12 protein-coding genes are annotated in these 12,305 nt (G+C 66.8%); 8 read left to right on the forward strand and 4 right to left on the reverse strand.

All coding sequences use genetic code 11. The features are described from left to right. The first annotated feature begins 295 nt into the window (after positions 1 to 295). From pdxH to BLV20_RS00470, 6 genes are all read left to right on the forward strand, one after another. Complete coding sequence (gene pdxH / locus BLV20_RS00445; RefSeq protein WP_092295385.1) at positions 296 to 943, forward strand: pyridoxamine 5'-phosphate oxidase; 648 nt, start codon at positions 296 to 298, stop codon at positions 941 to 943. A 96-nt stretch (positions 944 to 1,039) separates the two neighbouring features. After that, entirely contained in the window at positions 1,040 to 1,606 is a 567-nt protein-coding gene (moaB, locus tag BLV20_RS00450) for a molybdenum cofactor biosynthesis protein B (protein WP_092295388.1), read from the forward strand. Further along, positions 1,603 to 2,838 carry a molybdopterin molybdotransferase MoeA gene (glp, locus tag BLV20_RS00455; RefSeq protein WP_092295391.1) on the forward strand — a complete coding sequence of 412 codons (1,236 nt, stop codon included), beginning with the start codon at positions 1,603 to 1,605 and terminating at the stop codon, positions 2,836 to 2,838. The genes moaB and glp overlap by 4 nt, the downstream gene beginning before the upstream one ends. 132 nt (positions 2,839 to 2,970) lie before the next feature. Continuing rightward, positions 2,971 to 3,966, forward strand: a complete 996-nt coding sequence (locus BLV20_RS00460; RefSeq protein ID WP_092295394.1) for a ubiquinone anaerobic biosynthesis protein UbiU — start codon at positions 2,971 to 2,973, stop codon at positions 3,964 to 3,966. Between the two features lie 10 nt (positions 3,967 to 3,976). Further along, positions 3,977 to 4,867 carry a U32 family peptidase gene (locus BLV20_RS00465; protein ID WP_092295397.1) on the forward strand — a complete coding sequence of 297 codons (891 nt, stop codon included), beginning with the start codon at positions 3,977 to 3,979 and terminating at the stop codon, positions 4,865 to 4,867. Continuing rightward, entirely contained in the window at positions 4,864 to 5,355 is a 492-nt protein-coding gene (locus tag BLV20_RS00470) for a ubiquinone anaerobic biosynthesis accessory factor UbiT (RefSeq protein ID WP_371914281.1), read from the forward strand. The genes BLV20_RS00465 and BLV20_RS00470 overlap by 4 nt, the downstream gene beginning before the upstream one ends. Positions 5,356 to 5,403: 48 nt before the next feature. On the opposite strand, the gene BLV20_RS00475 is transcribed toward BLV20_RS00470, so the two are convergent. The 4 genes from BLV20_RS00475 to BLV20_RS00490 all read right to left on the reverse strand — a co-directional run bounded on the left by BLV20_RS00475 (position 5,404) and on the right by BLV20_RS00490 (position 9,285). Then, positions 5,404 to 5,871: a GNAT family N-acetyltransferase gene (locus BLV20_RS00475; RefSeq protein WP_218190290.1), complete on the reverse strand. Its 468-nt coding sequence runs from the start codon at positions 5,869 to 5,871 to the stop codon at positions 5,404 to 5,406. A 148-nt stretch (positions 5,872 to 6,019) separates the two neighbouring features. Continuing rightward, positions 6,020 to 6,697: a Crp/Fnr family transcriptional regulator gene (locus BLV20_RS00480; protein ID WP_092295406.1), complete on the reverse strand. Its 678-nt coding sequence runs from the start codon at positions 6,695 to 6,697 to the stop codon at positions 6,020 to 6,022. Between the two features lie 129 nt (positions 6,698 to 6,826). Next, positions 6,827 to 7,474, reverse strand: a complete 648-nt coding sequence (gene narL, locus BLV20_RS00485) for a two-component system response regulator NarL (protein ID WP_092295409.1) — start codon at positions 7,472 to 7,474, stop codon at positions 6,827 to 6,829. Beyond that, positions 7,471 to 9,285, reverse strand: coding sequence for a HAMP domain-containing protein (locus BLV20_RS00490; protein WP_092295412.1), 1,815 nt, complete (start codon positions 9,283 to 9,285; stop codon positions 7,471 to 7,473). Before BLV20_RS00490 ends, narL begins: the two co-directional genes overlap by 4 nt. Before the next feature lie 315 nt (positions 9,286 to 9,600). Here BLV20_RS00490 and BLV20_RS00495 point away from each other — a divergent pair, with 315 nt between their 5' ends. Continuing rightward, a complete protein-coding gene (locus BLV20_RS00495; RefSeq protein ID WP_092295415.1) occupies positions 9,601 to 10,896 on the forward strand; it encodes an MFS transporter in 1,296 nt (431 codons plus the stop codon). Then, positions 10,883 to 12,304: a NarK family nitrate/nitrite MFS transporter gene (locus tag BLV20_RS00500; protein ID WP_092295418.1), complete on the forward strand. Its 1,422-nt coding sequence runs from the start codon at positions 10,883 to 10,885 to the stop codon at positions 12,302 to 12,304. Before BLV20_RS00495 ends, BLV20_RS00500 begins: the two co-directional genes overlap by 14 nt. Position 12,305: the final 1 nt, after the last annotated feature.

The raw sequence follows: 12,305 nt of genomic DNA on the forward strand, positions 1-12,305 counted from the left end.
ACGCGGATAGCCTGGCATTCTGCGTCGTTCTCGGGATTTTCGCGGGCAAGCCTCGCTCCTACGCGATTGCGCAGGCCCTGCTTTCGTAGGAGCGAAGCTTGCTCGCGAAGCTCTTCAAGGCTCACGCGGATAGCCTGGCATTCTGCGTCGTTCTCGGGATTTTTCGCGGGCAAGCCTCGCTCCTACGGGGAGGGGAGGCGTGTTGCGGGTAATCGGTGCGTGCCGTTGATGGCGATCAAGGTTGTGGGGCGCGCGGCCTCGCAGACTGCGCAAAACCTCAACGGAGATCACCGTCATGCCGCTTTCCCTGGCTCAGATGCGTCGTAACTACTGCCGCGATGGCTTGGCCGACGAGGCCGCGCCGGACGATCCGCTGCCGCTGTTTCGCCAGTGGTTGCAACAGGCCCGCGACACCGAGCAGGCGCCGGTGGAGGCCAACAGCATGTGCCTGGCCACCGTCGACGACCAGGGCCAGCCCCATTGCCGGGTGCTGCTGCTCAAGGGCGTGAGCGAGGACGGCTTGACCTTTTTCGGCAACTACCAGAGCGCCAAGGGCCTGGAACTGGCGGCCAATCCCCAAGCCGCCATGACCTTCTTCTGGCCGGCCCTGGAGCGCCAGGTGCGCATCGAGGGATCGGTGTCGCGGCTCGAGCCGCGGCTGTCGGATGTATATTTCGATTCGCGCTCCCTGGCCAGTCGCCTGGGTGCCTGGGCGTCGCCGCAGAGCCAGCCGCTGGCCGACCGCTTGCAGCTGGAATCCTTGCTGGCCAGCGTCACCAGCCGTTTCGACGGCCAGCCGGTGCCGCGCCCCGAACATTGGGGCGGCTACTGCCTGCGCCCGCAGCGCATGGAGTTCTGGCAGGGCCGCAGCGACCGCCTGCACGACCGCCTGGATTACCGCTTGCAACAAGGCGCCTGGCATCACGCCCGGCTGGCGCCCTGAGCCGGTGGTAGCCACGAGGTACCTCCTTGGAGGAATAGGTTCGCCGGCGGTTTCGGTTCAGGCTGGGGCCTATCTCATTCACGGGAAGGCTTGGATATGGCCCATCTGGCGCAACGTACGTTTCAACCCCTGAACATCGCCGTGCTGACCATCAGCGATACCCGCACCCTGCAGACCGACACCTCGGGGCAGACCCTCAGCGACCTGCTGCAGGCCGCCGGCCATGTGCTGGTCGATCGCGGCCTGGTGCCGGACGACATCTACCAGATCCGCGCCCGCGTCTCGCAGTGGATCGCCGACCCCGAGGTGCAGGTGGTGCTGATGACCGGCGGCACCGGCTTCACCGCGCGGGACAACACGCCGCAGGCGGTACTGCCGCTGCTGGACAAGCAGGTGGACGGTTTCGGCGAGCTGTTCCGCCAGGTGTCGCTGCAGGAAATCGGCATGTCCAGCCTGCAATCGCGGGCCCTGGCCGGGCTCAGCAACGGCGTGCTGGTGTGTTGCGTGCCGGGCTCGCCGGGCGCCTGCCGCACCGCCTGGAACAGCATCCTGCGCGAGCAACTGGATAGCCGCACCGGCCCCTGCAATTTCGCCCCGCACCTCAAACCGCAGCCCCATAAGGAGCCAGGGCAGCATATCGAGGCCTGTGGGGTGCGGCCGTGACCGGCTGTGGCTGCGACAGCGGCCAACTGATCCCGGTGGACCAGGCCATCGCCCATCTGCTGGACCAGGTGCCGCCACCGCCCACGACTCAGAGCATCGCGCTGGAGCAGGCCCTGGGCCGGGTGCTGGCGGTGGACATTCATTCGCCGCTGAACCTGCCCGGCTGGGACAACAGCGCCATGGACGGCTACGCCTTGCGCGCCGCCGACCTGCCGCCCAACGGTGGCTACCTGGGCCTGGGCGGGCGGATTGCCGCCGGGCAGGCGGCACAGGTTGCCTTGCCGCCAGGGCAGGTGGTGCGCATCTTCACCGGCGCGCCCTTGCCGCCGGGGGCCGATACGGTGGTGCCCCAGGAGAGCTGCCGGGTCGAGGGCGGGCAGGTCTGGTTGCCGCCGGCGACCGTGGGCGATCACGTGCGCAAGCAGGGCGAGGAGGTTGCTCGCGGCGCTCTGTTGCTCAAGGCCGGCAAGCGCCTGCGCGCCCAGGAATTGGGCTTGCTGGCCGCGGCCGGGATTGCCCGGGTCGAAGTCTACCGGCCGTTGCGCGTGTGCCTGCTGAGCAGCGGCGACGAGCTGCGCGAACCCGGCCAGCCCCTGGCGCCGGGGCAGATCTACAACAGCAACCGCTATTGCCTGTCGGCGCTGTTGCGCGGCTGGGGCGTCGAGGTGCACGACTACGGGGTCATGGCCGACGAGCTGGCGGCCAGCCGGCACGCCTTGAGCCTGGCCTCGTCGGAGTGCGACCTGCTGCTGACCTCGGGCGGGGTTTCGGTCGGCGAGGAAGACCACCTCAAGCAGGCGATCGAGGAACTCGGCCACGTGGATTTCTGGCGCCTGGCGATCCAGCCGGGCAAGCCCCTGGCCTTTGGCGCCGTGGCCGGCAAGCCGTGGCTCGGCATGCCCGGCAACCCCTCGGCGGCGCTGGTGACCGCGCTGGTGGTGGTGCGGCCGTTCCTGCTGCGGGCCCAGGGTGTGCTGGATGTGCTGCCGCGGCCCATGGCGTTGCCGGCGGGTTTCGAGTGGTTGCAGCGCAACCGTCGCCGCCAGTACCTGCGGGCCCGCCTGGTGCCCGGCGAGGACGGCCAGGTCTGCGTGCAACCGCACCCGCAGCAAAGCTCGGCGATGCTCAGCGCCGCCTGTTGGGCCGATGGCCTGGCGCTGGTGGAAGGCGAGCGCCGGGTGCAGCTGGGCGAGCCGGTGCCGTTCCTGTCGTTCGCCGAACTGATGCAATGAGCGCAATTGATTGCGGTCAAGGCCGTGGCTGCCGGCCTGGCTAGACTGGCAGCGCCTTTCCGATCGCTGCGCACTGGTTGGCGAGACGCAGCGCACGCGCCGTCCAGGCGCGCTCCCTGATGAGGATCCCCCATGCAACTGGTCTGTCCCGCAGGCAACCTGCCTGCGCTCAAAGCGGCGGTGCGCCAAGGCGCCGATGCCGTCTACGTGGGCTTTCGCGATGACACCAATGCCCGGCATTTCGCCGGCCTGAACATGGACGACAAGCAGTTCGACGCGGCGGTCGCGCACATTCGCCAGCACCAACGCAAACTCTATGTCGCGGTCAACACCTACCCCCAGCCCCAGGGCTGGGAGCGTTGGCAGCGGGCGGTGGACCGCGCCGCCGATCATGGCATCGATGCGCTGATCGCCGCCGATCCGGGTGTCCTGGCCTATGCCAGCCAGCGCCATCCGCAATTGAACCTGCACCTCTCAGTGCAGGGCTCGGCGACCAACGCCAGCGCCCTGGCGTTCTACGCCCAGCACTACAACATCCGCCGCGCCGTGCTGCCCCGGGTGTTGTCGCTGGCCCAGGTGCGCCAGGTGGCGGCCAGCAGCACGGTGCCGATCGAGGTGTTCGCCTTTGGCAGCCTGTGCATCATGGCCGAAGGGCGTTGCCACCTGTCTTCCTACATCACCGGCGAGTCGCCGAACCTGTGCGGCGTCTGCTCGCCGGCCAAGGCGGTGCGCTGGAGCGAGGATGCCGAAGGCTTGAGTGCGCGCCTCAGCGAAGTCTTGATCGACCGCTACACCGCTGACGAGGCGGCCGGCTACCCGACCCTGTGCAAGGGCCGGTTCCTGGTCGAGGGCAAGCGCTTCCATGCCCTGGAGGAACCCACCAGCCTCGACACCCTGGACCTGTTGCCGGAGCTTGCGGCCATTGGCGTCGAGGCGGTGAAGATCGAAGGCCGCCAGCGCAGCCCGGCCTATGTCGAGCAGGTCACCCGGGTCTGGCGCGCGGCGCTGGATGCCCATCGCGCCGCGCCGGCGAGCTTCGCGGTCAAGGCGCAGTGGCGCCAGGTGCTGGCCGGTTTGTCCGAGGGCAGCCAGACCACCCTGGGTGCCTACCACCGATCATGGCAATGAGGAATTAACGATGAAACTCAGCCTGGGCCCCGTCCTGTTCTATTGGGACAAAGAACAACTGGGGCGCTTTTATGCCGAGATGTCGGCCTTGCCCCTGGATGTGATTTACCTGGGGGAAACCGTGTGCTCCAAACGCCGGGCGCTGTCCCTGGACCAGTGGCTGGGCCTGGGGCGCGAATTGCAGGGCTGCACGTCGGCGCAGATCGTGCTCTCCAGCCTGACCCTGATCGAGGCCGCCTCGGAGCTGTCGAGCCTGCGCCGGCTGTGCGACAACGGCGAGCTGTTGGTGGAGGCCAACGACATGGGCGCGGTGCAGTTCCTCGCCGAGCGCAAGCTGCCCTTCGTGGCCGGCCCGGCCCTCAACCTGTACAACGGCCACGCCCTGGCGCAGCTGCAAGCCTGCGGAATGATCCGCTGGGTGCCGCCGGTGGAATGCTCGGCGGCGCTGATCCGCGCGGTGCTCGAACAGATGCGCGAACTGGGGCAGGCGCTGCCCGAGGTCGAAGTCTTTGCCTACGGGCATTTGCCCCTGGCCTATTCGGCGCGCTGCTTTACCGCCCGGGCGCAGAACCGGCCCAAGGACGACTGCCAGTTCTGCTGCATCCAGTACCCCGATGGCCTGGCGCTGAGCAGCCAGGAGGGCCAGGCGTTGTTCACCCTCAATGGCATCCAGACCTTGTCGGCGGAGGTCACCAACCTGCTGGCGGACTATGCCGGGCTGGTGGCCTGCGGCGCCGACCTGTTGCGCCTGAGCCCGCGGGCCCAGGGCATGGGCGAGGTGATCGAGGCCTATCAGCGGGTGCGCCAGGGCGCGACGCCGCCGGTGTTCGTCGAGGGCTGCAACGGCTACTGGCATGGCCAGGCCGGCATGTTGCGAGTCGAGGAGGTGGGCCTGTGTTGAGTGGATCATCCCCGCGCCAATCGAGCCGCAAGGCGTGGCTGCTGCGCGGCGCCGACCGCGTGCTGCCGCTGCTGCGGCGGGTACCGTTCGGCGTGCAGCGCCTGGCCTTGCAGCAAGGGCTCAACCGCTGCCTGGCCGAGCCATTGCGCGCCGGCGAGTTCGACCTGTTGCGCCGGCGCTGGCTGTGCCTGCGGATTCCCGACCTGGGCCTGGCCTGGTACGTGACCCGCGAGCGCGACGGCCTGCGCATTGCCGAACGGGCCCGGGCCGACGTGACCATCAGCGGCAATTGGCGCGAGTTCCTGCTGTTGGCCAGCCGCCAGGAAGACCCGGACACGCTGTTCTTTCGCCGGCGCCTGGTGATCGAGGGCGACACCGAACTGGGCCTGACCCTGAAGAACCTGATCGACAGCCTCGACCCGGACGTGCTGCCGGCCTGGCTGTGGCGCAATCTGGAGCGGGCGGGGAAGGGGTTGGCGGCGGGCTGAAGCCGCTGGTGCCGACCGCCCAGGAACGGCGGTCGGCCCCAGCGGTGCCTAGAGTTGCAGCGACCAGAATTCCTGGTCGAAATTCTTGCCGTAGGCCTTCTGGCCTGGCGTCACCTCGGTCATTTGGAAGCCGAGGCGCGCATACAGCGCCCGTGCATCGACCAGGCAGCTGTAGGTTTCCAGCTGCACCTGGGCAAACGAGTGCGCGCGGGCATGCTCGAGGGCGAGTTCGAGCATTGCCCGCCCGGCGCCTAGACCCCGGTGCTGCGGCAAAACCAGCACGAAGTTGAGAAATGCCACGCCGCCGGGGCGCTCCGATATCGCGATCGAGGCCACGGGCCGGTCTTCTATCACGCCCACCCAGATGCGGTTGAATGGGCTTGGCCATTGGAGGAAGGCGCGCATCTTGTCGGCGATGTTGTCCTGGAAGCGCCTGTCAAAGCCGAACTCCGTGGCATAGACGTCGCCATGCGCGGCGACGATCCACGAATGATCGTCCTGTTGTGCGACACGCACCGTCAATTCTTTAGCCGTCACCCGGGCCCCCTGTTGGTCTGGTGTGGTTTTGTCGTTCTTTTCGGCGTGGCGCCGCCTCGACCGTGCGCTGCAACGCCGCTGGAGGGCGATTCAACCAGCCTGGCGGCGATTGTTCCAGCGGCTTTTTTCATCCGTGGTAGGCGGCCAGCTCGTCGACGCCGAGGATCCGGATGTTACGCCGCTGCATGGCGATCAGGCCGTTTTCCACCAGCCGGTGGAGGATGCGCGAGAAGGTCTCCGGCTGGATGCCCAGCTTGGAGGCCACCAGGCGCTTGGACACTTGCAACACCACCTCGCCGCTGTGCGGGTCGCGTTCCTGCAACAGGAAGTTGACCACCCGCCGGCTGGCGCTGCCCAGGGTCAGGGTGTCGATGTCCTTGAGGCGCTGGTGCAGGTGCACGCTCATGCTCGCCAGGATCGCCAGGCAGACCTGCGGCTGGTCCTCCAGGGCATGGCGGTAATGGTTGCCGTCGATGCTGATCAGCACGCTGTCTTTCAGGGCGGTGGCGTTCACCGGGTAGAAGCGTGCCTGGCTGAACAGCAGGGCCTCGGCGAAGGTCTGCCCGGGCTGGATGATTTCCACCAGGTTCTCCTGGCCCTCGCCGGTGATGCGGTACAGCTTGACCTGGCCGCTGACCAGCAGGAAAAAGCGCTTGGCCGGGTCGCCCTGGTGCATCAGGGTGCCGTGGCTGGCCAGGCGCCGGAGCATGGCTTGGGCACAGACTTCTTCGAAGACCTTGTCCGGCAATTGGCTGAACAGATGATGGCGACGCAGCAACAGGACGATGGAAGGGTGGGTCAGCATGGCGTACCTCCGCTGCCGGCCATGGTAGGGCGCCAGGCGCCCAGGGCCTATGCCTCCGGCGGCTTACCTCCAAAGAGGCAAGCCGGGCGAAGAGGCAAGCCGGGCGAAGAGGCAAGGGGCAGGGCGTCTTCAGCCGGCGTTGCGCAGGTGCTCCATGGCCCACACCGCGGCCTCGACCCGCGAGCGCAGGCCGAGCTTGTGCAGCAGGTTCTTCACATGGACCTTGACCGTGCCTTCGGTGATGCCCAGCTTGTGGCCGATGACCTTGTTGCTGTAGCCGCTGGCGATGGTCCGCAGCACCTGGCGCTCGCGTTCGGTGAGTTCCACTTCCGCCTGGCGCGGCGGCGAGCGCAGGGCCTGGGCCATGACCCGGGTCAGCCCCGGGCTGATGACCAGGGCGCCGTTCAGCGCGTCGCGCAGGTATTGGATCAGCAACTCGGGCTCCATGTCCTTGAGCAGGTAGCCGTCGGCATCCAGGCGCAGGGCGTCGCGAATGTCGTCCTCGGCATCGGACACGGTGAACAGCAGCACCTTGCCGCGGTAGTCCATGGCCCGCAGGCGACGCAGGGTCTCGATGCCGTTGAGTTGCGGCATGTTGTTGTCGAGCAGCACCAGGTCGGGCCGCAAGGGTTCGATCAGGCCCAGGGCTTCTTCGCCGTGGCCGGCTTCGCCGACGATCTGCAGGTCGTCCTCGAGCTCGAGCATCTGGCGAATGCCGCGACGCATCATCGGGTGGTCGTCGACCAGCAGGATCCGGTAAGGGGGGGGGGGGTTCATGCGACGCTACCTTGTGGGGGGACTGCGAGAAATTCCGGGCGGAATTCCATCTGCACCAGGGTGCCCTGGGGCGTCCTGGAAGAAATCTGCAACTGGCCATGCAGGCTGCGGGCCCGCTCATCCATGATGTTCAGGCCGTGGTGTTCGCGTTGATTGCCGCTGTTGTCGTGGCCGTCGCTGAAACCGCGGCCATCGTCCTCGATCGACAGGCGCAGGGTTTCGCCGTGCTGGCGCAGTTGCAGCCAGACATTTTCCGCGTGGGCGTGGCGCAGGCAGTTGGAGAGCGCCTCGCGGGTGATCTGCAACAGGTGGATCTGCTCGCTGGCCGACAGCTCGAAGGCGAAGCTGTCGACGTGCAGGTGCACCTGGAAATCGCCCCGGCGCGAGAACTCCTCGGTGGTCGCCTGCAGTTCCCGCACCAGCCCGGCATCGTGGATCTGCAGGCGGAAGGTGGTCAGCAGTTCGCGCAGCTGGCGGTAGGCGTTGTTCACCCCTTCGCGCAGTTCGGCGGTGACGTTCTCCAGGGTGCTCACCGGTTCGCCACGGCGCATCAGGGTCTGCATGCGGCTGACCTGCAGCTTCATGTAGGACAAGGCCTGGGCCAGCGAGTCGTGCAGCTCGCGGGCGATGATCGCGCGTTCTTCGAACAGCAGCAGGCGATGGTCCTGTTCGCGCTGGCGCTTGAGCGACAGCGAGGTGCCGATCAGGTTGGCCAGGGCCTGGATCAGCTCGGTTTCCCAGGCTTGCGGGGCGTGGCCGTCGACGAAGTGCGCCTTGAGCTCGCCCAGTTCGCTGCCCTGGTTGCTGATGCTGAAACTCTGCCGGCGGACCGGCTGGTGCCGCTGGCAGGTGGCGCAATCGCTGACCGCGCAGACGTCCCGACTGTTGGCGCCATGCAGCGCGATCAACTGCTGGGCCGGGGCCTGCAACTGGCCTTGCAGGCACAGCGACAGGCGCAACCCCGGCAGGCGTTGCTGGAAGCGCCGGATCAATTCGTCCAGGCCTTCGGCGTTGGCCAGCCGCGTGGCCAGGCTGCGACTGCTCTGGTACAGCAGTTCCAGGGCGGCATTGGCCTGTTGCAGGTTGTGGGTCTTTTGCCGCACCAGGGTTTCCAGGGTGCGGTGGGATTGCTCGATGGTCTCGGCCATGGCGTTGAAGCTGGTGGCCAGTTGGCCCAGTTCGTCCCGCGACTGGTGGTTGACCCGCACCTGGAAGTCGCCACGGCGAAAACGCTGGGTGGCCTGCACCAGTTCCTGCAACGGCGTGACCACGCTGTACTGCAGTTCGTACAGGCCCAGCAGCAGGACGAACAGGGTGGTGAACAGCGCCGCGCCCTGGATCAGTTGTTGCCAGGTCTGCTTATGTTCGCTCTGGCGTTGCAGCAGGCTGACGAACTGGTTCAGCTGTTCGACGAAGGGCAGGGCCAGGGCCTGGAACGTGGCGGCGTCCTGCTGTTGCAGGGCCGGCTGCAATTGCCCGGCCCAGCGCTGCTGGATCTGCCGGTAGCTGTCCACCAGCTCGGGGTCGGCGCCGTCTTCCAGCACTGCCTTGAGCGACTGGCTGTCGAGGCGCTGTTGCAGGCTGCGGCGGATGCGCTCGATTTCTTCGGCGCTGGCGCCCGCGGCCAGCTTCCAGCTCAGGTGATAGGTCTCCATGCGCACCGAACCCGCGGTGTTGATCGCCGCGGCGTCGCCCTGGCTGAACCAGGCGATCAGCCCGGCGCTCAGCGAGCTGGCCAGCGCCAGCACGGCAATCAGGATGACCGCCAGGCCGGCGCGCGCGGGCAGGGAGCTGCGTAGCCAGCGGATCATGGGCACGGGCCGCGGGTAGAGAAGGGGAACATGGGCATGCGGGGTGGCTCTCCAGGAGGTGCCGATGGTTTTGCCGCCGGTCCCTGGCGCTCTACCTCTAAAGAGTTGTTGTTCGTCGAAGCTGCGCGATTGCCGGGCGTGGCGAGCGCAAGAGCTTGATAAACAAAGGGTCAAGAGGTTTTCCAGCACTACCTCGTTGGAGGTAGGCGGCGCAAGCATATGCCCGCAGGGCTCCGGGCTTCGTTGATGGAGGTCAAGTTTTTGCCGGGTTTGCCTCTCTAGTCTGCCGCCATGAATCACTGACTGGAGAGCGAGATGAGCCAACCGCGTGTGCGACAAGGCCTGGTGCTGGGCATGAGTACGCTGGCCTTCACTGTGTGCTTTATGGTCTGGATGATGTTCGCGGTGCTCGGCGTGCCGATCAAGACACTGCTTGCGCTCAACGAGACCCAGTTCGGCCTGCTGGCCGCCACCCCGGTGTTGACCGGTTCGCTGGCGCGCCTGCCGCTGGGCCTGCTGACCGACCGCTTTGGCGGGCGCAGCGTGTTCTTCCTGCTGATGCTCTGCTGCGTATTGCCGCTGTACCTGATCAGCCACGCCACGGCGTACTGGCAGTTCCTGGTCCTGGGCCTGTTCGTCGGCCTGGCCGGCGGTTCGTTTTCGGTGGGCATCGCCTACGTCGCCAAATGGTTCGAGCAGGACAACCAGGGCTTCGCCATGGGCATTTTCGGTGCCGGCAACGCCGGGGCCGCGCTGACCAAGTTCCTCGCCCCGGCGCTGATCGCCGCCGGCAGCTGGCAGCTGGTGCCGAAAGTCTTCAGCGCCATCCTGTTCATCACCGCGCTGCTGTTCTGGTTCCTCAGCGCCGACAACAAGGCCCACCGCAGCGCTTGCGGCGCCAGCCTGCGCGAGCAGTTGAGCGCGCTGAAAGAGCCGGCGGTGTGGCGCTACTGCCAGTACTACTCGATCGTCTTTGGCGGCTACGTGGCCCTGGCGCTGTGGATGACCCAGTACTACGTGCAGGAATACGGTTTCAGCCTGCAAAGCGCGGCGCTGCTGGCCGCCTGCTTTTCCCTGCCGGGCGGCGTGCTGCGCGCCGTCGGCGGCTGGATGTCGGACCGCTGGGGCGCGCAGAGCGTGACCTGGTGGGTGCTCTGGGTCAGCTGGGTGTGCCTGTTCCTGCTGTCCTACCCGCAGACCCAGCTGCAAGTGCACACCGTCGACGGCACCCTGGATTTCCACATCGGCCTGAACCCTGCGCTGTTCACCGTGCTGCTGTTCGTCATGGGCATCGCCTTCGCCTTCGGCAAGGCCTCGGTGTTCAAGTACATCGCCAACGACTACCCGCAAAACATGGGCGCGGTGTCCGGCATCGTCGGCTTGGCCGGCGGCCTGGGCGGCTTCGTCCTGCCGATCCTGTTCGGCGCCCTGGTGGACCTCACCGGCGTGCGCTCCTCCTGCTTCATGTTGATGTACGGCGTGGTCTGGGTGTCGCTCACCTGGATGTACTTCAGCGAAGTCCGCAGGCGCCCGCTGCTGGGCAAACAGCCGCCGGCCACCTCGTCCCCGTTTTCCAGCATTGCCCAAGGAGAAGATCATGTCAGTGCTTAACAAGCCCGATTCAGGCCCGGTGATTCATGACTGGCGCCCGGAAGACCCCGCTTTCTGGGGGCGCAGCGGCAAGCAGACGGCGACCCGCAACCTGTGGATCTCGATTCCCGCGCTGCTGCTGGCCTTTGCCGTGTGGATGGTCTGGAGCACGGTGATCGTGCGCCTGAACGCCATCGGTTTCAGCTTCAGCACCGACCAGCTGTTCTGGCTGGCGGCGCTGCCGGGGCTGTCCGGCGCCACCTTGCGAGTGTTCTATTCGTTCATGGTGCCGATCTTCGGCGGCCGCCGCTGGACTGCCCTGAGCACGGCTTCGCTGCTGCTGCCGTCGCTGTGGATGGGCTTTGCCGTGCAGGACCCGAACACACCCTACAGCGTGTTCGTGCTGATCGCGCTGCTCTGCGGCTTCGGCGGCGGCAACTTTGCCTCGAGCATGTCCAACATCAGCTTCTTCTACCCCAAGTCGCAGCAGGGCACGGCCCTGGGCCTGAATGCCGGGCTGGGCAACCTCGGGGTGTCGGTGATGCAGTTCTGCGTGCCGCTGGTGATTACCTTCGGCCTGTTCGGCTGGCTCGGCGGGCAGCCCCAGGTGCTGGCCGACGGCAGCCAGCTGTGGCTGCAGAACGCCGGGTTTCTCTGGGTGCCGTTCATTGTCGCGGTGACCTTGCTGGCCTGGTTCGGCATGAATGACCTGTCCAGCGCCAAGGCCTCGTTCAGTGAGCAGGCGGTGATTTTCAAGCGCAAGCACAACTGGCTGATGTGCTGGCTGTACCTGGCCACCTTCGGCTCGTTCATCGGCTTCTCGGCGGCCTTCCCGCTGCTGATCAAGACCGCCTTTCCGGAGGTGGTCGCGCTGAAGTTCGCCTTCCTCGGCCCGCTGGTGGGCGCCCTGGTGCGGCCGCTGGGCGGCTGGCTGGCGGACAAGCTCGGCGGTGCGCGGGTGACCTTGTGGAACTTCGTGGCGATGATCCTGATGGTCTTCGGGGTTCTTCACTTTCTACCAGAGGCCAGCCACGGCGTTCTTCCGCACAACGGCGCCGGCGGCAACTTCTACGGCTTCCTCGGCCTGTTCATGCTGCTGTTCATCACCACCGGCATCGGCAACGGCTCCACCTTCCGCATGATCCCGGTGATCTTCCGCACCCTGCACGAAAAAGCCGCCGCCGGGCAAGGCGCCGCGGTGCGCGAGCAGGCGCTGAAAAACGCCGGCAAGGAGTCGGCCGCGGTGCTCGGCTTCAGCTCGGCGATGGGCGCCTTCGGCGCGTTCTTCATCCCCAAGTCCTTCGGCACTTCCATGGCCCAGACCGGTGGCCCGGAGATGGCCTTCTACATGTTCGTCGGCTTTTACCTGAGTTGCATCGTGGTGACCTGGTGGTGGTACGCGCGCAAAGGCGCGGCGACTCCCTGCTGAC

The sequence above is a fragment of the Pseudomonas sp. NFIX28 genome, from assembly GCF_900107395.1.
Classification (GTDB): Bacteria; Pseudomonadota; Gammaproteobacteria; order Pseudomonadales; family Pseudomonadaceae; genus Aquipseudomonas.